Origin of the sequence: Streptomyces sp. NPDC001787 (assembly GCF_040297465.1) — a bacterium.
Lineage (GTDB): Bacteria > Actinomycetota > Actinomycetes > Streptomycetales > Streptomycetaceae > Streptomyces.
On sequence record NZ_JBEOZE010000009.1, the window covers coordinates 224,868 to 248,978 of the forward strand.

Annotated in this window: 21 protein-coding genes; 12 read left to right on the forward strand and 9 right to left on the reverse strand. The window is 70.9% G+C overall.

Translation table 11 applies throughout. From position 1 onward, the window contains the following. Nucleotides 1-2: 2 nt before the first annotated feature. From ABT170_RS15850 to ABT170_RS15875, 6 genes are all read right to left on the reverse strand, one after another. Entirely contained in the window at nt 3-1,346 is a 1,344-nt protein-coding gene (locus ABT170_RS15850) for a M20/M25/M40 family metallo-hydrolase (protein WP_329946616.1), read from the reverse strand. Beyond that, nucleotides 1,339-2,172, reverse strand: coding sequence for a M55 family metallopeptidase (locus ABT170_RS15855; protein ID WP_329946615.1), 834 nt, complete (start codon nt 2,170-2,172; stop codon nt 1,339-1,341). The genes ABT170_RS15850 and ABT170_RS15855 overlap by 8 nt, the downstream gene beginning before the upstream one ends. A gap of 108 nt (nt 2,173-2,280) precedes the next feature. Beyond that, nucleotides 2,281-2,652 carry a hypothetical protein gene (locus ABT170_RS15860; protein ID WP_351867757.1) on the reverse strand — a complete coding sequence of 124 codons (372 nt, stop codon included), beginning with the start codon at nt 2,650-2,652 and terminating at the stop codon, nt 2,281-2,283. Between the two features lie 37 nt (nt 2,653-2,689). Then, a complete protein-coding gene (locus tag ABT170_RS15865) occupies nt 2,690-3,415 on the reverse strand; it encodes a class I SAM-dependent methyltransferase (protein WP_329946613.1) in 726 nt (241 codons plus the stop codon). A 212-nt stretch (nt 3,416-3,627) separates the two neighbouring features. Beyond that, the gene (locus ABT170_RS15870; RefSeq protein ID WP_351867762.1) at nt 3,628-6,075 is read right to left on the reverse strand and encodes an MFS transporter; all 2,448 of its coding nucleotides are present in this window, start codon (nt 6,073-6,075) and stop codon (nt 3,628-3,630) included. A 223-nt stretch (nt 6,076-6,298) separates the two neighbouring features. Beyond that, nucleotides 6,299-6,742, reverse strand: coding sequence for an SRPBCC family protein (locus ABT170_RS15875; protein ID WP_266925501.1), 444 nt, complete (start codon nt 6,740-6,742; stop codon nt 6,299-6,301). A gap of 150 nt (nt 6,743-6,892) precedes the next feature. Between ABT170_RS15875 and ABT170_RS15880 the strand changes: the two genes are divergently transcribed. After that, the gene (locus tag ABT170_RS15880) at nt 6,893-7,936 is read left to right on the forward strand and encodes an Rv2578c family radical SAM protein (protein ID WP_329946611.1); all 1,044 of its coding nucleotides are present in this window, start codon (nt 6,893-6,895) and stop codon (nt 7,934-7,936) included. Nucleotides 7,937-8,091: 155 nt separating this feature from the next. After that, nucleotides 8,092-9,705 carry an alpha/beta hydrolase gene (locus ABT170_RS15885; RefSeq protein WP_351867765.1) on the forward strand — a complete coding sequence of 538 codons (1,614 nt, stop codon included), beginning with the start codon at nt 8,092-8,094 and terminating at the stop codon, nt 9,703-9,705. 51 nt (nt 9,706-9,756) lie between these two features. On the opposite strand, the gene ABT170_RS15890 is transcribed toward ABT170_RS15885, so the two are convergent. Beyond that, nucleotides 9,757-10,329: an adenylosuccinate lyase gene (locus tag ABT170_RS15890; protein WP_329946609.1), complete on the reverse strand. Its 573-nt coding sequence runs from the start codon at nt 10,327-10,329 to the stop codon at nt 9,757-9,759. 373 nt (nt 10,330-10,702) lie between these two features. Here ABT170_RS15890 and ABT170_RS15895 point away from each other — a divergent pair, with 373 nt between their 5' ends. The 10 genes from ABT170_RS15895 to pssA all read left to right on the forward strand — a co-directional run bounded on the left by ABT170_RS15895 (nt 10,703) and on the right by pssA (nt 22,449). Further along, entirely contained in the window at nt 10,703-12,484 is a 1,782-nt protein-coding gene (locus tag ABT170_RS15895; RefSeq protein WP_351867768.1) for a 3-hydroxyacyl-CoA dehydrogenase family protein, read from the forward strand. A 91-nt stretch (nt 12,485-12,575) separates the two neighbouring features. Further along, nucleotides 12,576-13,394, forward strand: a complete 819-nt coding sequence (locus ABT170_RS15900) for a TetR family transcriptional regulator (RefSeq protein ID WP_329946607.1) — start codon at nt 12,576-12,578, stop codon at nt 13,392-13,394. A 105-nt stretch (nt 13,395-13,499) separates the two neighbouring features. After that, on the forward strand, nt 13,500-14,312 hold the full coding sequence (locus tag ABT170_RS15905; RefSeq protein ID WP_351867771.1) for a GNAT family N-acetyltransferase: 813 nt from the start codon (nt 13,500-13,502) through the stop codon (nt 14,310-14,312). A 352-nt stretch (nt 14,313-14,664) separates the two neighbouring features. Then, nucleotides 14,665-16,038, forward strand: a complete 1,374-nt coding sequence (gene ccrA, locus ABT170_RS15910) for a crotonyl-CoA carboxylase/reductase (RefSeq protein WP_329946605.1) — start codon at nt 14,665-14,667, stop codon at nt 16,036-16,038. Between the two features lie 10 nt (nt 16,039-16,048). Further along, the gene (locus ABT170_RS15915) at nt 16,049-18,061 is read left to right on the forward strand and encodes an ethylmalonyl-CoA mutase (protein ID WP_329946604.1); all 2,013 of its coding nucleotides are present in this window, start codon (nt 16,049-16,051) and stop codon (nt 18,059-18,061) included. Further along, nucleotides 18,058-19,032: an HpcH/HpaI aldolase/citrate lyase family protein gene (locus tag ABT170_RS15920; protein WP_329946603.1), complete on the forward strand. Its 975-nt coding sequence runs from the start codon at nt 18,058-18,060 to the stop codon at nt 19,030-19,032. Before ABT170_RS15915 ends, ABT170_RS15920 begins: the two co-directional genes overlap by 4 nt. 2 nt (nt 19,033-19,034) lie before the next feature. Further along, a complete protein-coding gene (locus tag ABT170_RS15925; RefSeq protein WP_329946602.1) occupies nt 19,035-19,538 on the forward strand; it encodes a MaoC family dehydratase in 504 nt (167 codons plus the stop codon). Nucleotides 19,539-19,565: 27 nt separating this feature from the next. Next, nucleotides 19,566-20,771 (forward strand): acyl-CoA dehydrogenase family protein, encoded by a 1,206-nt coding sequence (locus tag ABT170_RS15930; protein WP_329946601.1) that lies wholly within the window; start codon nt 19,566-19,568, stop codon nt 20,769-20,771. A 180-nt stretch (nt 20,772-20,951) separates the two neighbouring features. After that, nucleotides 20,952-21,599 (forward strand): phosphatidylserine decarboxylase, encoded by a 648-nt coding sequence (locus ABT170_RS15935; protein WP_266925455.1) that lies wholly within the window; start codon nt 20,952-20,954, stop codon nt 21,597-21,599. Nucleotides 21,600-21,621: 22 nt separating this feature from the next. Further along, nucleotides 21,622-22,449 carry a CDP-diacylglycerol--serine O-phosphatidyltransferase gene (pssA, locus tag ABT170_RS15940; RefSeq protein ID WP_329946786.1) on the forward strand — a complete coding sequence of 276 codons (828 nt, stop codon included), beginning with the start codon at nt 21,622-21,624 and terminating at the stop codon, nt 22,447-22,449. A gap of 79 nt (nt 22,450-22,528) precedes the next feature. Here pssA and ABT170_RS15945 read toward each other — a convergent pair whose 3' ends face one another. Together ABT170_RS15945 and ABT170_RS15950 are read right to left on the reverse strand one after the other, a co-directional pair. Next, nucleotides 22,529-23,299, reverse strand: a complete 771-nt coding sequence (locus ABT170_RS15945) for a PIG-L deacetylase family protein (RefSeq protein WP_329946600.1) — start codon at nt 23,297-23,299, stop codon at nt 22,529-22,531. Between the two features lie 204 nt (nt 23,300-23,503). Further along, nucleotides 23,504-23,980: a MarR family winged helix-turn-helix transcriptional regulator gene (locus ABT170_RS15950; RefSeq protein WP_329946599.1), complete on the reverse strand. Its 477-nt coding sequence runs from the start codon at nt 23,978-23,980 to the stop codon at nt 23,504-23,506. Nucleotides 23,981-24,111: the final 131 nt, after the last annotated feature.

The window sequence follows — 24,111 nt, forward strand, 5'->3', positions numbered from 1 at the left end:
GGTCAGGCGGTGCGCAGATAGTGGTCGAGGACGCGGACGCCGAAGTGCAGGGCGTCCACGGGCACGCGCTCGTCGACGCCGTGGAACAGCGCCTGGTAGTCGAAGCCGACGGGCAGCTTCAGCGGTGAGAAGCCGTAGCCCGTGATGCCGAGGCGGGAGAACTGCTTGGCGTCCGTCCCGCCCGACATGCAGTACGGGACGGCGTGCCCGTCCGGGTCGAAGTGCTCGACCGCGGCGCGCAGTTTGGCGTACGTGGGTGAGTCGACGGGGGCCTGGAGCGCGACCTCCCGGTGGTGGAACTCCCACTGGACGGCGGGCCCGGTCAGCCGGTCCATGGTCTCGCGGAACTCGTCCTCGCAGCCCGGCACGATGCGGCCGTCGATGAGGGCGGTGGCCCGGCCGGGGATCACATTGACCTTGTACCCGGCGTCCAGCATCGTCGGGTTGCTGCTGTTGCGGACGGTCGGCGCGACGAGTTCGGCGGCCGGGCCCAGCTTGGCCAGCAGTTCGTCCACGTCGAAGCCGGGGGCGTCCAGATCCACGTCGATGCCGTGGAGTGCGGCGATCTCGGTGAGGGCGGCGCGCACGGTCGGGGTGAGCCGCACCGGCCACTCGTGCCGGCCGATACGGGCGACGGCGTCGGCGAGGGTGGTGACGGCGTTGTCCCGGTTGACCTTGGAGCCGTGGCCCGCCCGGCCCTCGGCGGTCAGCTTCAGCCAGCCGGTGCCGCGTTCGCCCGCGGCGATCGGGTACAGCGAGAGACCGTCCCCGGCGTGGAAGGTGAAGGCGCCCGATTCGCTGATGCCCTCCGTACAGCCCTCGAAGAGCCCCGGGTGCCGGTCGGCGAGGAATCCGGAGCCGTCGTCGGCGCTGGCCTCCTCGTCCGCGGTGTACGCGATGACGATGTCGCGGCGGGGCCGGACACCGGCGCGCGCCCAGCCGCGGACGACGGCGAGCACCATCGCGTCCATGTTCTTCATGTCGACCGCGCCGCGCCCCCACACGACACCGTCGCGCACCTCCCCGGAGAAGGGGTCCACGGTCCAGTCGGCCGCTTCGGCCGGCACCACGTCCAGATGTCCGTGCACGAGGAGGGCGTCGGCGGACGGGTCGGTTCCCTCGATCCGGGCGACCACGTTGGTGCGTCCGGGGGTGCGCTCCAGCAGGGCGGGCTCCAGGCCGGTGTCCGCCAGCCGCTCCGCGACGTACTCGGCGGCCGGGCGCTCGCGGCAGCTGCCGTCACCGCGGTTGGTGGTGTCGATCCGGATGAGTTCGGAGGTGAACGTCACCACTTCGTCGAGTGCCCGGTCGTCCACCGGTCCGAGCAGGTCGCGGGTCTCAGCCATATTGTTCCTCCACGGCGGACGACACGATGGTGGTCACCGCCTTGAACGTGCGGATGCCTTCGTACATCGTCGCGCTGGTGTAGGCGACGCGCCTCTCGCCGCTCGGCGCCACGCCGGGGACGACGGTCGCCGCCGCCGCCAGATGCTCGGCGTCGAACTCCAGCTCCACCGTGAAGGAGCCACCGGTCACCGGCTCGTGCCGGACGGCGAGCGCGGTGGCCTCCCGGGCCGCGGCCCGGATGTCGGCGGCGGTACGGGCCGGGGTGCGGCACACCGCCGCGTACCGCGAGACGTAGTCCTTGACGGCGACCTTGCGGGCCCCGGGCGCGTAGCCCTCGGCGTCCGCGCAGGTGAGGTCGTCGCCGGTGACGAGGACGACCGGGACGCCGTACTCGGCGGCGACATGGGCGTTGAGCAGGCCCTCACTGGCGCGGACCCCGTTCAGCCAGACCCCGGTGATGGAGTTGGCCAGGTAGGTGTGGGCGAGCACCCCCTCGGCGCCGGCCCCCGTGTGGTAGCCGACGAAGGCGATGGCGTCGACGTCGCCGTGCTGGATGCCCTCCACCATGGAGAGGGACTTGTGCTTGCCGGTGAGCATCTGGACCCGGTCGTCGAGGCGCTCCAGCAGCAGGTTGCGCATGGTCCAGTGAGCCTCGTTGATCAGCACGTCGTCGGCGCCGCCGTCGTAGAAACCGAGGGCCGCGGCGTTCACGTCGGAGGTGAACATCGAGCGGCAGCGCTCCCACTGCGGGGTCCCGGGCAGCACATCGGCCGGCCAGGTCACTCCGGTGGCGCCCTCCATGTCGGCGCTGATGAGGATCTTCATGCCGCCACACCGTACGCGCCCGCGTACTCCCGGGCCAGGGGGTTCCACACCTCCACAGGTCGAGTCCGCTGAAGGTCCCTCCGGCGGACGGGGGCTCGGTGGGTCCGGTCAGACGATCTCACCGGCACAGGATCCGTGGGCGCCGCAGGCATAGCAGGTGTACCGCATGCATCCGGTGCACAGCCCGATGTTCTCCAGCCGGTAGGTGTCCCGGCAGCTCTCGCATTCGGTCCGCAGCCGCAGCATGGCGTTCCAGCCCTCGCTGCCTCCGTTGAACCTGTACGAGGCGGTGATGAATTCCGCCTGTGCGGAGTCGAGGCCGGCCCGATGGCGGAAGTACCACGAGTACACCGCGAAGAACGCCTTGCCGGTCAGCAGCCGGCCGTGGTCGCGGCCCTCGCTGATCCATGCCTCGACGGCCTGCCCGACGCGCTGCTCAAGAGGAAGTCCGCAGCCGAGAACGACTTGGTTGTTGCTCATCGGCGCATTATCCCGGCCGCTCCCGGGCGTGTGGACGTCAGGCCCTCCGGCCGACGACCAGCCAGTTGGAGGGCAGCTCGATACGGGTGCCGTCGGCCACGTACTCCGTGGTCAGCAGGGGCAGTTCGCCCTCGGCGAGGACGGAGAGCCCCGCCTCGCGGAAGTACTGGGGCACGGCCGCGTCCCGGACCCGGCCTGCGGCGATGCCGTGCGTGAGGACCGGACGGAGCTTCGGCGGCGGCCCGGCGGGTCCCTGTGCGAGCACCGACAGTTCGGCACCCGCGGCCTCGGCCAGTTCGATGACGAAGGCCCGGCCCCGCTCCCCCACCAGGGTCGCGATGGAGTCGATCAGCGGCTGCCGGTCGGCGGGGTCGCACTGATGGAGCACGCTGCGCATATAGACATGGGTGTCGCCCAGTTCCCCGTGGAGGCGGCGCACGGCCTCCGGGTCCGCCGCGTCGAGTTCACGGAAGGGAACCGCGCCGAGCGGGTCGCGGCGCCGGGCGTGGGCGAGCGCCGCCGCGGAGAGGTCCACTCCGGTGACCCCGGGCAGCCGTTCGGCCAGGAAGAACGTCTGGGTGCCGTTTCCGCAGCCCAGGTCCACCAGGGGAAGGTCCGCCGCCATCAGGTGGGGCTCGAAGAGCGCGAGGTGGAGTCCCGACGTCAGAGCGGGTTCGGCGTCCCAGAAGACGGCACCGGGATCGTCGGGGGCTTCGCTCCAGAAACTTTCCCAGGCACGTTTGTACCGGCTCGTCACACTCATGGCCTGCTCCCCAGGGCGTCCGCACAACTGTCATGACTCGTTGTCAGGGACGGTTTATCGCGCCCCGGTTGCAGCGACAAGCAACCGGCGCATTCCTTTACCGCGCGTTCGATACTCACGCGCTCCCTGCGCGCCGTGTGCGCCCCGCGCACGGCACCGTATCGGACCGCGGGCGGGGCGACCGGGGCGGGTTCCCGGGACGGGCGCCGGAGTCAGTCCTCGTGCCCGAGCTGGAGATCACGCTCGGTGCGCCCGCCGCCCGCGACCTGGAGCACGGTCGCCACCGGCGGATAGCCGGCGGCGATCACGGTGTACTCGCCGGACGACAGATCGACGAACCGGAACGCGCCGTCCGGCCCGGTGGTGAGGGTGTCCACCACATTGCCCGCCGCGTCCAGGAGGGTGACCCGGGCGTCCTCGACCGGCCTGCCGCCGCTCGCCCGGACGATCCCGCGCAGGACCGCGCCACCGGCCAGTTCGATGTCCTGACGGGTCTCCCTGGCGGCCTGCACACTGACCGGCAGCGCGGCGGGCCGGAAGGCCGGGGCGCTGGCGGCGAGGGTGTACTCACCGGCCACCAGCTCCGTGATCACATAGCCGCCCTCCCGGCCGCTGCGGGTGGTCGACACGACTTCGCCGCGTACGTCGGTGAGGGTCACCGCGGCATCCCGCACCGGGGTCCCGTCGGCCGTGACGACCGTACCGGCGAGCCGTCCGGCGCCGCCGAGCACCACATCGAGCTCGACGGGCCGTTCGCCCACCGTGACACTGACGGCCTGCGGCTGGTGACCGCCCGCGGCGGCGATCAGCACGTAGGAGCCGGCGCCCGGGACGCTCAGCGCGTACCGGCCGTCGTCGCCGCTCGCGCCGCGTCCCACCTGCTGCCCCTGGACGTCGATGAGGGTGAGGGCGGCCCGGGGGACCTTGGTTCCGTCGGGGTGCTGGACGTTCCCGCAGACGGGCACGCCGGACAGGTAACCGACGGACGGCGGGGCGGAGTCGGTACGGGCGGCGGGGATCGGCGAGGGCTCGGCGGCCGCTTCGGGACGGTGAGGGGACACCAACGGTTTCTCCTTGAGGAAGAAGGCGAGGAACAGGCCGAGCACGAGCACCGGCACGAGGTAGAGGAAGACGCGCGGCATCGCGTCGGCGTACGCCCGGATGTAGGCGTCGCGCAGCGCGGGCTCCATCGCGTGGACGAGCTGCGGGGTGATGGACTCGGGGTCGGGCAGGTCCGCGCCGGACGGCAGGCGCACGGCGAGGGCGTCGGCGAGCCGCCCGGCGAACAGGGTCCCGAAGACGGCGGCGCCGACACTGCCGCCGATCTGCCGGAAGTAGTTGTTGGCACTGGTGGCGGTGCCGAGGTCGGCGGGCCGTACGGAGTTCTGCACGGCGAGCACGAGGACGGGCATGACCAGTCCGATCCCGACGCCGAGGACGGCCTGTCCCAGGCCGCACTCCAGCCGGGAGGTGCCGGGCTCCAGCCGCGAGAGCAGCCACATGCCGACGGCGGACACACCGCTGCCGGCGAGCGGGTAGATCCGGTAGCGGCCGGTCCGGGAGATCAGGTGCCCGGAAGCGATCGACGCCGCGACGATCCCGCCCATCATCGGCAGCATCAGCAGCCCGGACTCGGTGGCGGAGGCCCCGTCGACCATCTGGAGGTACGTCGGCAGATAGCTGGCGGCCCCGAAGAGCGCGACGCCGACGACGGCGCCCACCAGGCCGGTGATGTTGAAGATCGAGTCCCGGAACAGCCGCAGCGGGATGACGGGTTCGGCGGCACGGTGCTCGACGGCGAGGAAGAGCAGGGCCAATGCCACCGCGCCCGCCGCGAGGCCCAGGATGGTGCGCGAGCCCCAGGCGTACTCGGTCCCGCCCCAGCTGGTGAGCAGGACCAGACAGGTGGAGGCGGCGGCGAGCAGCAGTGCGCCGAGCACATCGAGGCGGGGGCGGACGGCGGGCTTGGGGAGCTTCAGCACGACGGCGATGACGGCGAGGGTGACCAGACCGAACGGCACATTGATGTAGAAGCACCAGCGCCAGGAGGCGTGGTCGGTGAAGAAACCGCCGAGCAGCGGGCCCGCGACCGAGGCGAGGCCGAAGACGGCGCCGATGAGGCCCATGTAGCGGCCCCGTTCCCGGGGCGGGACGACATCCGCGATGATCGCCTGGACGCCGATCATGAGTCCGCCGCCGCCGATGCCCTGGACGGCGCGGAAGGCGATCAGCTCGTCCATGGTGCGGGACCAGCCGGCCAGGGCGGAGCCGATGACGAAGACGACGATGGCGAACTGGAAGACGCCCTTGCGGCCGAAGAGGTCGCCGAGCTTTCCGTAGATGGGGAGGCCGATGGTGGAGGCGAGCAGATAGGCGGTGACCGCCCACGACATCTTCTCCAGGCCGTGCAGCTCACCGACGATCCTCGGCAGGGCGGTGGCGACGATCATCTGGTCGAGCGCCGCGAGCAGCAGGGTGAGCATCAGCCCGAGGAAGATCAGCCGGATGCGGCGCGGGCCGAGCTCTCCGGCCGGGGCCCCGGCGGCACCGGCCGGGCCGCGGACGGGCGGTGGTGCCGCGGGCAGTGGCACGGTCCCGGTGCCGGTGTCCCCCGCCGTGCCGCCCGGCCCGTCCTTCGTCAGCGTGACCCCGCCCACCACGTAACGCTCCCCTCGTCGCACCTGCGCCGCCCATTTGTCGCACCGCGCGGCGGGGCGGGGCAAACGCGGGCAGGGGCGCTACGGCGCGCACGGAGGGCTTATGCGCCGGTCGGAGCCACTACGGCGCGCGACCGGCCATCCCGGAAGACCACCCGTTCCGGTGAGGCCGGCCGTCGAGCGTGCGGCCGGGCCGGACGTGGTGCCGGCCGGGCCGCGTCGATGCCTACTTCTCGACCTCGTTGGCGAGGTTCTGGAGCAGTTCGTCGTAGATCCGGCCGAGGCCCTTGGGCGCGAAGGTCTTCTCGAAGAATCCGCCGATGCCGCCCGCGCCGTTCCAGACGGTCGAGACGACGGCCCGGGACGTGCCCTCACCGGCCGGGGTGACGGTCCACGTGGTGACCATGGAGGAGTTTCGGTCCTTCTCGATGAGCTGCCCGTCGGTCGGCTCGGAGACCTCCAGCAGACAGTCGCGGACCCGCTTGCTGGTGGCCTGGAGCTTCCAGTGGACGAGGGTGCCCTCGCCGTCGCCGCCCTCGCGCACCTCGTACTCGCTGAAGTGGCCGGTCAGCACCTTGCCCCGGACCTCCTGGTAGTCGGCCAGCGCATCGAACACCGTCTCTGCGTCCGCCGCGATGATCCGCTCTGTCGTGGCCTCGACCTGCGCCATGGCTGTTCCTCCAGCACTCGGTTGTTCGGGGGGTGAGCTGAGCCAACCACCTCGGGTGCGGCCCCTCAAAATCGGGGGTCCGTGTGCCGCCCCGCACGATCAAGGGAACAAGTGTTCTATTCTGTGCCCAGCTCTACCGAGGAGGCGTCCATGCGCTGGGACAATCTGGTCGAGAACGGCACAATGACCGGGAACAGCGCGCTCTTCGCCGCGGACGCGGTGACCACGCGCACGTTCGACACCCCCGAATTCAGAGGGATCACCTTCCATGAGATCCGGGCCCGTTCGATCGTGAACCGGGTGCCCGGGGCATCCCGGATGCCGTTCGAATGGACGGTGAACCCTTACCGGGGCTGCACCCATGCCTGTGTGTACTGCTTCGCCCGCAAGACCCACGGCTACCTGGATCTCGACACCGGGCTGGGCTTCGACTCCCAGATCGTCGTCAAGATCAACGCGGCGGAGCTGGTGCGGCGGCAACTCGCGTCCCACCGCTGGCACGGCGACCACATCGCGATGGGCACGAACGTCGACTGCTACCAGCGGGCCGAGGGCCGCTACCGGCTGATGCCCGGCATCATCGCGGCCCTGCGCGATCACGCGAACCCGTTCTCGATCCTGACCAAGGGCACCCTGATCCTGCGGGATCTCGAACTGCTGCGGCAGGCGGCCGAGGTCACCGAGATCGGGGTCTCCGTCTCCGTCGGCTTCACCGACCGCGAGCTGTGGCGCACGGTGGAGCCCGGCACCCCCTCCCCCGAACGGCGCCTCGACGTCGTACGCACGCTCACCGCCAACGGCATCGGCTGCGCGGTCCTGATGGCCCCCGTGATCCCGTTCCTCGGCGACCGGCCCGACCAGCTGCGCGACACGGTCCGCGCGATCGCCGCCGCCGGGGCGACCTCGGTCACCCCGCTCGTGCTCCATCTGCGGCCCGGCGCCCGGGAGTGGTTCGCACAGTGGCTCGCCCGGTACCACCCGCGTCTGGTGGCGCGCTACGAGCGGATGTACGCGGACGGGTCGTACGCGCCGACGTGGTACCAGCGCCGGATCACCCGCCAGGTGCACGAACTGGCCACCGAGTTCGGCATCGGGCCGCCCGACTGGGGCGCCGCGCGCCGCGTCGCCGCGTCCGGGACGCCGGGGCCCGCCGGGGAGGGACCGGCCGGCCCGACCCAGCTGACGCTGCTGTGACCGGGGCCGCGCTGCCGCGGACCGGCAGGTGATCGTTTCTCATGACCAATCGGGTCAACTCTTGGCGGAACATGTCCGCTTCCCTCTGAATGCGGGGACCATGCGGCGGGGGCTGTGCCACCCACAGCCGCGTTCCCTCCACCCTGGGAGGCCGTATGACGAATCGTGCAGGAATTCTGGTCGCCGTCGGCGCGACGGTCGCCGGTCTGGTGAGCGCCGCGCCCGCCCCGGTGAGCGCCGCGCCGTACCCGGCGGGCGCCGGCGTGAACGCGCCGCCCGCGCAGCAGCTCACCTGGACCGACTGCGCGACGGAGGACTACCCGGCGCTCCAGTGCGCGACGGTCCGCGCCCCGCTGGACCATGACCGCCCCTCCGGCCGCCAGGTCACGCTCGCCCTGTCCCGCATCCCGCACACCGCGAAGACCTCGCAGGGCCCCCTGCTGGTCAATCCCGGCGGCCCCGGCGGCAGCGGCCTCTCGATGGCCGGTTTCGTGGCCTCCGCGCTGCCGGAGAAGGTCGCCGCGAGCTACGACGTGATCGGGTTCGATCCGCGCGGGGTCGGGAAGAGCACCCCGGCGCTGGACTGCGTACCCGGCCACTTCGATCCGGTGCGCCCCGGCTCGGTGCCGGCGTCCTTCCGGGACGAGCGGGCCAAGCGGGACCGGGCCGCCGCGTTCGCCGGGGCGTGCGGGGAGAAGCACGGCGACCTGCTGCCCCACATGGACACCGTCAGCGCCGCCAAGGACCTCGACGTGATCCGCCGGGCGCTGGGCTCACGGCAGATCAACTACTTCGGCTACTCGTACGGCACCTACCTCGGCGCCGTCTACGCGAAGCTGTACCCCGAGCGGGTGCGGCGCCTGGTGCTCGACTCGGTCGTCGACCCGGCCGGGGTCTGGTACGACGACAACCTCGCCCAGGACTACGCGTTCGACGCCCGCAACAAGGCGTTCGCCGCCTGGGTAGCGAGGAACGACGCCGCCTACGGGCTCGGCACCGACCCGGCGCGGGTCGAGGCCGCCTGGTACGCGATGCGCGCGGCGGTCGGGGAGAACCCCGCGGGCGGCAGGGTCGGACCGGGCGAACTGGAGGACACCTTCCTGCCCGGCGGGTACTACAACGGCTACTGGCCCTATCTGGCCGAGGCGTTCGCCGCGTATGTGAACGAGGGGGACCAGGAAGCGCTGGTCGAGACCTACGAGACCTTCGGCGCCACCGACGCGGCCGGCGACAACGGCTACTCGGTCTACACGGCCGTCCAGTGCCGCGACGCCGCATGGCCGCGGGACTGGAGCACCTGGCGCGAGGACTCCCGCGCGGCGCACGCCAAGGCGCCCTTCATGACCTGGAACAACACCTGGTACAACGCCCCGTGCGCGTCCTGGCCGGTGAAGCCGCTCGATCCGGTGCGGGTGTCCAACGACAGGCTCCCGCCGGCCCTGCTCTTCCAGGCGACCGAGGACGCGGCGACCCCGTACGAGGGCGGTGCCACCATGCACCGCGCGCTCAAGGGCTCCAGCCTGGTCGTGGAGCGGGGCGGGGGCAATCACGGGATCACCCTGAGCGGCAGCGACTGCCTGGACGCGTATCTCGCGGACTATCTCGCCACGGGCGCCGTCCCGCGCGGCGAGGGCGGCCGGGCCGGCGTGGACGCGGTCTGTTCCGCGCTGCCCGAACCGAAGCCGCTGCCCGCCGAGAAGGCCGCCGCGCAGAGCGCGAACGGCAGCAAGGGCAGCCGCCTCCACAGGCTGCTGGGCTTCCGGAGCTGAACCGGCGGGCGGCGAAACGCCCCGGGCCGGGAGGTCGGTACGTACGCGGACTCAGCCGGCCGGGAGCCGGCTGAGGGCCTCGGCCGCGGCGGGGCCGAGGCGGGGGTGCGGCAGCGCCGCCCGCAGGACCGGGCGGGCGCGGCCGTCGCCCAGCGTGCCCAGCCCCTCCACGCAGGCGAGCGCCACCCGCCAGTGCGGCTCCTGCGGAGCCAGCAGCCGCTCCAGCGTCCCGACCAGGGCCGGGACGGACTCGGGTGCGCGCAGCGCGGTGAGCAGCCGCACGGGGTGCAGGGCGTAGGCCGTGCGCAGGGTGTTGGTGGCGAGCGCGGCGGCGGCCCGGGGCGTGCGGGGATCGCCCAGCCGCTCCAGGGCGTGGGCGGCGGAGACACAGCGCTCGGGGTCGCGGTGGTTGAGCAGCAGGACCAGCGCCTCGAAGGCCCGCCGGTCGCCGCCGCAGCCGAGCCGGAACGCGGCGATCTCACGTGCCCACAGCGGACGTTCGGGTTCGACGAGGACCCGGGCCAGCTCCTCGTCGTCGTCGGTGTCGACGAGCCGGTCGTACGCCGCCGACCGCCCCGCCTCGTCCCGCAGCCGGTCCCTGAGCGACCGGAACTCCTCATCCATGACACTCAGCGTATCGGCGGGCACGTTCCGTGTGGACCCCGTGGGCGCACACCCCGGGGCGCGCGGTGTGACCCAGTGCATACCGACGCGGGGCTGGCGCGCTCATTACTCGCCGGTTAACCTCATGTGAGCGGGGCGCACTCCCCGCAGGCTCCGATGGCCTGGTGACGCAGCCATCCGGAGTTGCCCGTCGGTTCGGCAGTTCCACGAGACGCGACTCGGGACAGAGTCCGTCGCCCCTTCCCGGCCCGGGTGCGCTCCGAGCACCCCGGCCCCGCGCACCACGGCACGCGCCTTCCGCACGCCCCGCGCCGGTCGACCGATTCCCGGCACGCCGTGCTCCCTCAGTCGTCACTCACCCTGGAGTCCCGTGATGGACACCCCGCTCAGCACCATTGCCGTCGTCGGCCTCGGCACCATGGGCACCGGCATCGCCGAGGTCCTGGCCCGCGCGGGCCGCGAGGTCATCGGTATCGACACCAGCGACGCGGCGGCCCGCCGGGCCGTCGCCTCCCTCGAAGCCTCCACCGCCCGCGCCGTGCGGCGCGGGCGGATCACCGAGCAGGAGCGGACCGACGCCCTCGCCCGGTTCCGTACCTTCCGCGACCTCCGGGCCGTCGCGGAGGCGGAACTGGTCATCGAGGTCGTGCCGGAGTCGTACGAGATCAAGCAGCAGGTCTTCCGCGAGCTCGACGCGGTCGTCTCCCCCACCGCGATTCTGGCCACGGGCACCAACGCCCTGTCGGTGACCCGGCTGGCCGCCGAGTCGCGGTACCCCGAGCGCGTGCTCGGGCTGCACTTCTTCAACCCGGCGCCCGCGATGAAGCTGGTCGAGGTGGTGTCCTCGGTGCTGACCGCGCCGCCCGCCGTCGAGTCCGTCACCCGGCTCGCCCGGGAACTCGGCAAGGAACCGGTCGCGGTCGGCGACAGGCCGGGCTTCGTCGCGGACGGGCTGCTGTTCGGCTACCTCAACCAGGCCGCCGCGATGTACGAGGCGAACTACGCCTCCCGCGAGGACATCGACGCCGCGATGAAGCTGGGCTGCGGGCTGCCGATGGGGCCGCTCGCCCTGCTCGACCTGATCGGCATCGACACCGCCCGTACGGTCCTGGAGGCGATGTACGCCGCTTCGCACGACCGGCTGCACGCACCGGCCCCCGTGCTGGGGCAGCTCGGCCAGGCGGGCCTGACCGGCCGCAAGGCGGGACGCGGCTTCTACACGTACGAGGCCCCGGGCAGCGGGACCGTGGTGCCCGACGCGCAGACGCCGCCGGAGGGCGCGGGAGCGGCCGCCGGGCGCACGGTGCGGTCCGTGGGGGTCGCCGGCTCCGGAACGATGGCCTCGGGTATCGCCGAGGTCTTCGCCAAGGCGGGCTACGACGTGGTGCTGGCCGCCCGCAGCCAGGAGAAGGCGGACACGGCGAAGGGCCGGATCGCCACCTCGCTGGAGCGCTCGGTGACCAAGGGGCGGCTGACCTCCGGGGCGCGCGACGAGACGCTGGCCCGGATCACGGCGGCGGACTCGCTGGACGCGTTGGCCGGGGTGGACCTCGCGGTCGAGGCGGTCGCCGAGGACCTTGAGGTCAAGCGGCAGCTGTTCGCGGTGCTGGACAAGGTGTGCCGGCCGGGCGCGGTCCTGGCCACCACCACCTCGTCGCTGCCCGTCGTCGCGATAGCGCGGGCCACCGCGCGGCCCGAGGACGTCATCGGGATGCACTTCTTCAACCCGGCGCCCGCGATGAAGCTGGTGGAGGTGGTCCGCACGGTGCTGACCGCCGACGAGGTGCACGCCACGGTCCGCGAGGTGTGCGCGAAGGTGCGCAAGCACCCGGTGGACTGCGGGGACCGGGCGGGTTTCATCGTGAACGCGCTGCTCTTCCCCTACCTCAACAACGCGATCAAGATGGTCGGGGAGCACTACGCGACGCTCGACGACATCGACGCCGCCATGAAGCTGGGCGGCGGCTACCCGATGGGTCCGTTCGAACTGCTGGACGTCGTCGGTCTCGATGTCTCGCTCGCCATCGAGAAGGTCCTCCACAGCGAGTTCCGTGACCCGGGCCTGGCTCCGGCACCGCTGCTGGAGCATCTGGTCGCCGCGGGCTGCCTGGGCCGCAAGACGGGGCGCGGCTTCCGCGAGTATGCCCGTCGCTGAGCCGGGAGCCGGCTGGGGCGGGCTGCTCGGGCCCTCGGGCCGCCCGCCCCCGCAGGCGCGCCCTCCTGCACGGATGCAGTACGTTCACACCATGTCCCACCCCGCCAAGTCACCCCGTGCCTCCGCCGCGCCCGACGCCCCGGAAAGTGCCGCCGGCACGCGCGCCGCCGCCCAACGGCTCAAGATGCGCCGAGAACTGGCCGCCGCGGCGATGGAACTCTTCGCCACGAAGGGCTACGAGGCGACGACCGTCGACGAGATCGCGGGCGCCGCGGGTGTCGCCCGGCGGACCTTCTTCCGGCACTTCCGCTCCAAGGAAGAGGCGATCTTCCCCGACCACGACGACACCCTCGTCAGGGCCGAGGCCGTGCTCAACGCCGCCCCCGCGCACGAGCACCCGCTCGACACCGTGTGCCGCGGCATCAAGGAAGTCATGAAGATGTACGCGGCCAAGCCCGCCGTCTCCGTGGCCCGTTACAAACTGACCCGTGAGGTGCCCACCCTGCGGGAGGCCGAGATCGCCTCGGTGGCCCGCTACGAGCGGCTGTTCACCCGCTATCTGCTGGGCCACTTCGACGAGCGCGACCACCACGTGGGCAATGACGACCCGCTGCTGGCCGAGGTGGCCGCGTCCGCCGTGGTCACGGCGCACAACCACGTACTGCGCCGCTGGCTGCGGGCGGGCGGCCAGGGTGATGTGGAGGCGCAGCTGGACCACGCCTTCTCGATCGTCCGGGAGACGTTCGGTACGGGCATCGGCGCCGGGCGGATCGCCGGGACGGAGCCGATGGCGGCGCCCTCCGCGACGGTGGCGTCCGACGGCGAGGTGCTGGTGGCGGTGGCGCGGACCGACGCGCCCCTCGACGAGGTCATGCGCACCATCCAGCAGGCCCTCAGCAAGGAGCGCTGAGCCGGGCCGGTCCGTCCCGTTCGCCGGGGCGGGCCCGCCGTCCCCGTGCTCCGGCCCGCGCGATACCTGGTTGCCGCCGCCCACCGCCGGTGCTGGGCTGGGCGGATGAATCAGGATCAGCACACTCTGCTCGCTCTCTTCGACCACGGGATGCGGGAGAACGCCCGCCCCGACGGCCCCGGCGCACGGGTCGAACGCGCCGGCCCGGTCGTCCGGCAGGTGGGCACCGCCGACGACTGGAACGGCGTCGTCTGGTCGGCCCCGGAGCTGGACTCCGGGACGGCGGACGCGGCGATCGCCGCGCAGGTGGCGTACTACACGGCGCTCGGCCACGACGAGTTCGAGTGGAAGCTCTACGCGCACGACCGGCCCGCCGATCTGCCCCGGCGGCTGCGGGCGGCCGGTTTCGTGCCGGAGCCGCCGGAGACCCTGATGATCGCCCCGGTGGGCCCGGCGGCCACCGCCGTCGAACTGCCCCCCGTCGAACTGCCCGCCGGGGTCCGGCTCCGCACGGTGACCGACGCGGCCGGTGCGGAGCTGATGGCCGCCGCCCATGAGCGGGTGTTCGGTTCGGACCCGTCGCGGCTGCGCCGTCAGGTGCTGGCCCGGCTGGAGCGGGACCCGGACAGCTTTGTGGGGGTGCTGGCGATGGCGGGGGACGAGCCGGTCAGCTCGGCCCGGATGGAGCTGTACCCGGGCACGGGGTTCGCGGGTCTCTGGGGCGGCGGGACGGTGACCCCGTGGCGGGGCAAGGGCATCTACCGGGCGCTGGTCGCCTTCCGTACGCGGATCGCCGCCGAGCGGGGCTGCCGCTACCTCCAGGTCGACGCGAGCGACCGGTCCGCCCCGATCCTGCGCCGGCTGGGGTTCACGGCCCTGGGTGCCACGACGCCGTACGTGTACCGCCCCGCGCGGTAGCGCGCCGACAGCAGGACAGAACGACCCGTAACACCCATCGTATTGCTCATGCGTGCCCACCGGATGACAAGTGAGAGAAATTGTTGGCACTCGGTGCCTTGTCAGGTGTCACGGAGTGCCATACGTTGAAGGAGTCCGGGCGGCCGGCGTGCTGGGACCTCAGGTACGCCGGCTGTCCCCGCGAACCACGTGTCCGCGCGCCCGGACGCCTGCGTCACAGGCACCCTTCTGCTCCACAGAGCAGGCCGAAGCCCCACCCGCCGAACCGACGGCAGCACCTCCACACCACTCCCCCTGCCCGCAGGGACCTCTCAAGCGTTCCCTCGACGCCAGCTTCGCCGGAGGCAACACCGTGAAGGAAATCCTGGACGCGATCCAATCGCAGGACAGCACCGCCGCGGACTTCGCGGCCCTGTCCGTCCCCGAGTCGTACCGCGCGGTGACCGTGCACAAGGACGAGACGGAGATGTTCGCCGGGCTCGAAACCCGCGACAAGGACCCCCGCAAGTCACTGCACCTGGACGAGGTTCCGGTGCCCGAACTGGGCCCCGGCGAGGCACTGGTCGCCGTCATGGCCAGCTCGGTGAACTACAACTCCGTCTGGACCTCCATCTTCGAGCCGATGTCCACCTTCGGCTTCCTGGAGCGGTACGGCAGGCTCAGCGAGCTCACCAGGCGCCATGACCTCCCGTACCACGTCATCGGCTCCGACCTCGCGGGCGTCGTCCTGCGCACCGGCCCCGGCGTCAACGCCTGGAAGCCGGGCGACGAGGTCGTCGCGCACTGCCTGTCGGTCGAACTGGAGTCCTCGGACGGCCACAACGACACGATGCTCGACCCCGAGCAGCGCATCTGGGGCTTCGAGACCAACTTCGGCGGGCTCGCGGAGATCGCCCTCGTCAAGTCCAACCAGCTGATGCCCAAGCCGGACCACCTCAGCTGGGAGGAGGCCGCCGCACCGGGCCTGGTCAACTCCACCGCGTACCGCCAGCTGGTGTCCCGCAACGGCGCGGACATGAAGCAGGGCGACAACGTGCTGATCTGGGGCGCCAGCGGCGGCCTCGGCTCCTACGCGACACAGTTCGCGCTGGCCGGCGGCGCCAACCCGATCTGCGTGGTCTCCAGCGACCAGAAGGCGGAGATCTGCCGGAGGATGGGCGCCGAGGCGATCATCGACCGCAATGCCGAGGGCTACCGGTTCTGGAAGGACGAGCACCACCAGGATCCGCGCGAGTGGAAGCGCTTCGGCAAGCGCATCCGGGAGCTGACCGGCGGCGAGGACGTGGACATCGTCTTCGAGCACCCGGGCCGCGAGACGTTCGGCGCCTCGGTCTACGTCACCCGCAAGGGCGGCACGATCGTCACCTGCGCCTCGACCTCGGGCTACAACCACGAGTACGACAACCGCTACCTGTGGATGTCGCTGAAGCGGATCGTGGGCTCGCACTTCGCCAACTACCGCGAGGCCTGGGAGGCCAACCGGCTGGTGGCCAAGGGCAGGATCCACCCCACGCTCTCCAAGGTCTACTCCCTGGAACAGACCGGTCAGGCCGCGTACGACGTGCACCGCAACCTCCACCAGGGCAAGGTCGGCGTCCTCGCGCTGGCGCCCCGCGAGGGGCTGGGGGTGCGCGACCAGGAACTGCGCGAGCGGCACATCGACGCCATCAACCTGTTCCGTGACGCCCCGTCGGAGCAGTCCGCCCCTTCCAGCCGGAACGTCTGAGGTCCACCGGATGACTGAGCGCCAGAAGGACCGGCCCTGGCTCATGCGGACCTACGCCGGTCACTCGACCGCCGAGGCGTCCAACGAGCTGTACCGGCGCAACCTCGCCAAGGGCCAGACAGGCCTGTCGGTCGCCTTCGATCTGCCCACGCAGACCGGGTACGACCCCGATCACATCCTCGCCCGGGGCGAGGTGGGCCGGGTCGGCGTGCCCGTCTCGCACCTCGGGGACATGCGACGGCTGTTCCAGGACATCCCCCTGGAACGGATGAACACGTCGATGACCATCAACGCGACCGCGATGTGGCTTCTGGCGCTCTACCAGGTGGTCGCCGAGGAGCAGGGCGCGGACCCGGACAAGCTCCAGGGCACCACGCAGAACGACATCGTGAAGGAGTACCTCTCGCGCGGGACGCACGTCTTCCCGCCCGGCCCCTCGCTGCGGCTGACCACCGACATGATCACGTACACGGTCGGCCGCATCCCCAGGTGGAACCCGATCAACATCTGCAGCTACCACCTCCAGGAGGCGGGGGCCACCCCGGTCCAGGAGATCGCGTACGCGATGTCGACCGCGGTCGCGGTGCTGGACGCGGTGCGCGACTCCGGCCAGGTGCCCGAGGAGAAGTTCGGCGATGTGGTCGCGCGTATCTCGTTCTTCGTGAACGCGGGCGTCCGCTTCATCGAGGAGATGTGCAAGATGCGCGCCTTCGGCCGCATCTGGGACCGCGTCACCCGGGAGCGGTACGGCATCACCGATGCCAAGCAGCGCCGCTTCCGCTACGGCGTCCAGGTCAACTCCCTCGGTCTGACCGAGGCCCAGCCGGAGAACAACGTCCAGCGCATCGTCCTGGAGATGCTGGCCGTCACCCTCTCCAAGGACGCCCGCGCCCGCGCGGTGCAGCTGCCCGCCTGGAACGAGGCACTGGGGCTCCCCCGCCCCTGGGACCAGCAGTGGTCGCTCCGTATCCAGCAGGTCCTCGCCCATGAGAGCGACCTGCTGGAGTACGAGGACATCTTCGCCGGTTCGCATGTCATCGAGGCCAAGGTGGACGCCCTGGTCACCGAGTCGCTCGCGGAGATGGACCGGATCGAGCGGATGGGCGGCGCGATGGCCGCCGTGGAGTCCGGCTACCTCAAGTCGGAGCTGGTCTCCTCGCACGCCGCGCGGCGGGCCCGGATCGAGGGCGGCGAGGAGAAGATCGTCGGCGTCAACATCTACGAGACGACGGAGCCCAACCCGCTCACCGCCGACCAGGACGGCGCGATCATGACGGTGGACCCGGCGAACGAGGCCAAGGTCGTCGCCGCCCTGCACCAGTGGCGCGACAACCGTGACGAGGCACGCGCCACCGAGGCGCTCGCGGCGCTGAAGAAGGCCGCCGCCGGCACCGAGAACATGATGGAAGCGACCGTGGAGTGCGCCCGCGCGGGCGTCACCACCGGCGAGTGGTCCTGGGCGCTGCGGGACGTCTTCGGCGAGTTCCGGGCGCCCACGGGCGTCTCGTCGGCCCCGGTCGCCGTCACCGCCGAGGCCGGCACCCCGCTCGCGCTGGTCCGCGAGAAGGCCGCCCGCACGGCGGCTGACCTGGCGGTGGGCCGGCTGCGGCTGCTGGTCGGCAAGCCGGGCCTGGACGGGCATTCCAACGGCGCCGAGCAGATCGCCGTACGGGCCCGTGACGCCGGGTTCGAAGTGGTCTACCAGGGGATCAGGCTGACCCCCGAGCAGATCGTCGACGCCGCCCTGGCCGAGGATGTGCACTGCGTCGGCCTGTCCATCCTGTCCGGCTCGCACGCCGAGCTGGTGCCCGACGTGCTCCACCGGCTGCGCGAGGCCGGCGCGGCCGACATCCCGGTGATCGCGGGCGGCATCATTCCCCCCGCCGACGCCACCGCCCTGATCGGAGCCGGCGTCGCCGCCGTCTTCACCCCGAAGGACTTCGGCATCACGGAAATCATCGGCCGTATCGTCGACGAGATCCGGAAAGCGAACAAGCTCGACCCTCTGGAGGTCCCCGCATGACCACGCCCACGACGCCGGTGAACCGGCTGCGCCCGCGCCGTTCCTGCCTCGCCGTGCCCGGCTCGAACCCGCGCTTCCTGGAGAAGGCCCAGGGCCTCCCGGCCGACCAGGTCTTCCTGGACCTGGAGGACGCCTGCGCGCCGCTCGCCAAGGAGGGCGCCCGCCACCACATCGTCGACGCGCTCAACAACGGTGACTGGACGGGCAAGACCCGGGTCGTGCGGGTCAACGACTGGACGACGCACTGGACCTACCGGGACGTCATCACGGTCGTCGAGGGCGCCGGGCCGAACCTCGACTGCATCATGCTGCCGAAGGTCCAGGACGCCCAGCAGGTCGTCGCCCTGGACCTGCTGCTGACCCAGATCGAGAAGACGATGGGCTTCGAGACCGGCAGGATCGGCATCGAGGCGCAGATCGAGAACGCCAAGGGCCTGGTGAACATCGACGACATCGCCGCCGCCTCGCCCCGCCTGGAGACCCTGATCTTCGGCCCGGCCGACTTCATGGCGTCGATCAACATGAAGACCCTGGTGGTGGGCCAGCAGCCGCCGGGCTACGGCGCGGACGCCTACCACTACATCCTGATGCGCATCCTGATGGCGGCCCGCACCCACGATCTCCAGGCGATCGACGGGCCGTTCCTCCAGATCCGCGACGTGGACGCCTACCGCGAGGTCGCGGGCCGTGCCGCCGCCCTCGGCTTCGACGGCAAGTGGGTGCTGCACCCCGGCCAGGTCGACGCGGCCAACGAGGTGTTCTCACCCTCCCAGGAGGACTACGACCACGCCGAGCTGATCCTGGACGCCTACGACTGGTACACCTCCGAGGAGGGCGGCAAGAAGGGCTCGGCGATGCTCGGCGACGAGATGATCGACGAGGCCAGCCGCAAGATGGCCCTGGTCGTCGCGGGCAAGGGCCGTGCGGCCGGAATGCGGCGCACCTCCACGTTCGACGTTCCGGAGGCCTGATCGTGCAGTTCGGACGCACATACGAGGAATTCGAAGTCGGTGCTGTCTACAAGCACTGGCCCGGAAAGACCGTCACCGAATACGACGACCACCTCTTCTGCCTGCTGACCATGAATCACCACCCGCTGCACATGGACAGCAACTACGCGGAGACGACGACCGATTTCGGGAAGAACGTCGTCGTCGGCAACTACATCTATTCACTGCTGCTCGGCATGTCGGTGCCGGACGTCTCCGGGAAGGCCATCGCCAACCTGGAGGTCGAATCGCTCAAGCACATCGCGCCGACCTTCCACGGCGACACCCTCTACGGCGAGACCACCGTCCTGGACAAGATCCCGTCGAAGTCCAGGAACGACCGCGGAATCGTGTACGTGGAGACCAGGGGCTACAAGCAGGACGGCACCGTGGTCTGCGTGTTCCGCCGCAAGGTGATGGTCCCCACCGAGACGTACACCAAGGAGCGCGGCGGCGAACAGCCCGGCCGCCCGACGCCTTCCAACTGACCGCGTGAAGCCACAGGAGAAGCAGCCATGACGCGACTCGCCCAGACCGCCGGCCTGAACGAAATCCAGCGGGAAATCCTCTCCACGGTCCGGGATTTCGTCGACAAGGAGATCATTCCGGTCGCGACCCGGCTGGAGCACCGTGACGAATACCCCACCGAGATCGTCGAGGGACTCAAGGAACTCGGTCTTTTCGGGCTGATGATTCCCGAGGAGTACGGGGGTCTGGGCGAGTCGCTTCTCACCTACGCGCTGTGCGTGGAGGAAATCGCCCGCGGCTGGATGAGCGTGTCGGGGATCATCAACACGCACTTCATCGTGGCGTACATGCTCAAGCAGCACGGCACACAGGAGCAGAAGGACACGTTCCTGCCGCGGATGGCACTGGGAGAGGTGCGCGGCGCGTTCTCGATGTCGGAGCCGGCGCTCGGCTCCGATGTCTCCGCCATCACCTCCAAGGGCGTCAGGGACGGCGACGAGTACGTCCTGAACGGCCAGAAGATGTGGCTGACGAACGGCGGCACGTCGAATCTGGTGGCCGTGCTGTGCCGGAGTGACGAAGGCCACCCCGAGGGCACCGCTCCGCACAAGTCGATGACGACCTTCCTGGTGGAGAAGGAGGCCGGCTTCGGAGAGGTCCGGCCCGGCCTCACCATCCCCGGGAAGATCGACAAGATGGGCTACAAGGGCGTCGACACGACCGAACTCATCATGGACGGGCTACGCATTCCGGCCAATCGTGTACTGGGGGGCACCACCGGCCGCGGATTTTACCAAATGATGGACGGTGTCGAGGTCGGCCGGGTAAATGTGGCGGCGCGTGGTTGCGGTGTCGCGCAGCGTGCATTCGAGCTGGGCGTTTCGTACGCGCAGCAGCGCCAGACCTTCGGAAAGCCCATCGCCCAGCACCAGGCCATCCAGTTCAAATTGGCCGAAATGGCCACCAAGGTCGAGGCCGCCCATGCAATGATGGTAAACGCGGCCCGCAAAAAGGACTCCGGGGAACGAAACGACCTGGAGGCAGGGATGGCGAAGTACCTCGCCTCCGAGTACTGCAAGGAAGTCGTCGAGGACGCCTTCCGCATCCACGGCGGCTACGGCTTCTCCAAGGAGTACGAGATCGAGCGCCTCTACCGTGAGGCACCGATGCTGCTGATCGGTGAAGGTACCGCCGAAATCCAGAAAATGATCATTGGTCGCCGCCTCCTGGAGGAGTACCGACTTCAGGGCTGAATGTCCCGTTAGGGGTGATTTAGCCGCGAAGAAGATCACACCCTGTCACCCTCGGCAGGTGCGCTCAAGCCGTCCGACTCGGCTGCTGGCTTGCCCAGTTGCGGCTCGCAACCGATAGCATCGCCGGAAAGCCGCCGTCCCCCGTTGCCAGCGCGGCATCATCCGCTACGAAGGTCATTCATGCCCGACAGCCATACCTCCGCACCACGCGGTGGGGTCCGCATCGCACGCGGAGCATCGCCGTGGCTCCTGCCGACCGTCGCCACCGCCGCACTCAGCCTCTCCCGGGCACGCAAGTCCGGGCGCTGGGCAGCCGTGGCCGTGCCCACCACCGCGCTCGCGGCGGGCATGCTCTGGTTCTTCCGTGACCCCGAGCGCGAGATCACCGAGGGCCGGGTCATCTCCCCGGCCGACGGTGTGGTGCAGAGCATCATGCCGTGGAAGGACGGGCGCACCCGCGTCGCGATCTTCATGAGCCCGCTGAATGTCCACGTCAACCGGGCGCCGCTGGCCGGCACGGTGACGTCGGTCGAGCACATCCCCGGCGGGTTCGTTCCGGCGTTCAACAAGGAGAGCGAGAACAACGAGCGCGTTGTCTGGCACTTCGACACCGAGCTCGGCGACATCGAGATGGTGCAGATCGCGGGAGCGGTCGCCCGTCGCATCGTGCCGTACCTCCCGCAGGGTACGAAGGTGGAACAGGGCGAGCGCATCGGCCTGATCCGCTTCGGCTCGCGTGTCGACATCTACCTTCCGGAAGGTGTCGATGTCGCGGTCGAGGTAGGCCAGGCCACCACCGCGGGGGTGACTCGAATTGACCGTGATTGATCCTGATACACAGGCGGGCTGGGTGCCGCAGGCCGCCGAGGAGAACGACCCCGACGGCACGGAGGACATGCCGCTCTCCATGCGGCTGTCGATAGCGGACACCCTCACTCTCGGTAACGCCACGTGTGGATTCATGGCGGTGTACTTCACCACCACGGGCATCCTCATCCCGCACCTCACGGGCAGCGACGAGTCGGGGATGGCCCGTCACTCGGCGGCCACCGCGGTGATCCTCATGCTCATGGCCGCGGTCTTCGACCTCTTCGACGGGCTCGTGGCGCGCAAGCTGCGCTCCTCCCCGATGGGCGCCGAGCTGGACAACCTGTCGGACCTGATCAGCTTCGGGCTCGCCCCGGCCTACTTCGTGCTCGTGTACGGGATGGTCGCGGACGACGCCCACCAGCGGGTATCGGCGCTGGCGGCGATCGTGGTGCTGCTGGCGGTCGTGCTCAGACTGGCCAGGTTCTCCTGCGTGACCATGAAGGACGGCATGTTCCAGGGCATGCCGAGCCCCTTCGGAGCGCTGACGGTCGTCTCGATCGTGCTTCTGGAGCTGCCCTTCGTACCGACGCTGCTCGCGATCGTCGGTGTGGCGTGGCTGATGGTGAGCCGGGTCGAGTACCCCAAGCCGCGGGGCATCCTCGCGGTGGCGATGCTGAGCTGGATCGTGGCCGCGATGGGACTGCTCGCCGCGTGGGCCTTCGACGCGCCCGGCGGTCAGCTGCTCCTCCAGACCGGCTGCGCACTCCAGGTCGTGCTGGGCGCGGTGATCCCGCTCTTCGCGACGGCCCGCCGGGTGAACACATTCCGCGACAACCGGCGCGAGGCACGGGCGGCGCAGCTGCCGTAGCCGCGACGCGCGACACGTATGAGGGCCCGGATGCTCCCCAGCATCCGGGCCCTCATACGTGTGTGGTCCGCTCAGGGCCCTACTCCGCCCGGCCGGCCGGATCGCGGGGTTCCAGACTCCATATCCGTTCGGTGCGCAGCGGCCCGTTGCGGACGAGGAAGCTGCCGTGGCCGGGGACGAGTGCGGCGAGCTGCGAGGCGTGGCACAGGACCGCCTCGCGCTTCGCCGCCCACTGTTCGTCCGTCAGCCGCAGTTCGTGGCGGAGGGTGACGTCGTGGTCGCGCAGGAGCTCCTGGTACGCGAGGCCGTACGCCTCGCTCCCGGCCAGCGCCTCGCACGCCTGCTCGGTGTCCCACTCGGGCAGGTGCCCGGTGTACGGCAGGTCGGCGTAGACCCAGGGGGCGGGGGCGCCCGCCTCGGCCAGGACCCGCATGGCGCGCAGCCGTACGGCCCGGTGGTCGCGCTGGTTGGTGCCGAGCGGGGCGAGGACCCGGGTGCCGGGGGCGAGGCTCCTCAGGAGGTCGTCCAGAGCGGTCGGTCCGGGCCCGTCGTCGCCGTCGAGGTACGGGCCGTCGGGATGGTCGACGGTCACCTGCTCGACGCCGAGCAGCGCGCAGGACCGCGCGTCCTCGGCCCGGCGGACCGCATGGGCCTGCGCGCCGGTGGAGAAGCCGCCGAGGTCGTCCCAGTCGGAGGCCGGGACGCCGGGGGCCGGAGCGCCGCCGTGGACGGTGACCACGGCGGTGGGGCCCGGCAGTCCGGGCAGCAGTCCGGCCAGGGAGAGCGCGGCGTCGTCGAAGTGCGGCGAGAGGATGACGGTGCGCCAGGGGGGCGTGTGCGGCAGGGACATGAGGTGCTCCGGAAAGGGTGCGGCAGGGGTGAGCGGCGCGACGGCCCGGTGGGCCGGACGCGGGCCCGGTCGCCATGGAGCTAATCATCACCGGCGCGTTTTGGTCCAGACCAAAAACCGACGCGTTACCGGGGACCCACCGTCCGACCGCATCCTCCGGCCGGCCCCTGCCGCCCTCGGCGCTCCCCCGGCCGGCCACCCCGGCTACAGCTCGGCCAGGTGATCGTCCATCGCGTCGGACATCCGCGCCAGGAAGGTCCTGAACTCCTCCAGCTGCTCCGGCGCGTACTGGGCCAGCACCCCGTCCAGCCGTTCGGCGAGCGGGTCGAAGAACTCGGTGGCGCGCTCCAGGATGTGCGGCCGGGTGCGCAGGGTGACGATCCGCCGGTCGGTGTGTTCCCGGCTGCGGGCGATGTGCCCGGCCCCTTCGAGGCGGTTGAGGAGCGCGGTGGTGGCGCCGGAGGACAGCAGGATGCGTTCGCTGAGGCGCGCGGGTGACAGCGGGGTGCCGCGCTCCTCGGCGGCGACGATCTCCAGCAGGGCGTCCGCGTCGGTGGAGTGCAGGCCCAGCCAGACGGCGAAGCGGCGGCTGACCCGGTGATAGCACTCACCGTAGGCCCTGAGCCCGTCCATCAACTGCTCACGCCGCACCGCGACCTCGTCGAGCTGCGGTTCCTCCATGGGAGCCCGCCCCCTTCCCTCGTGTCCATGACCGGCGGTCCCCGCCGGTCACACCGTGATCCGCACCGCGTCCCACACCGTGATCCGCACCGTCGGATCACTTTGACAACCTACCCGTCCCCAATTTACCT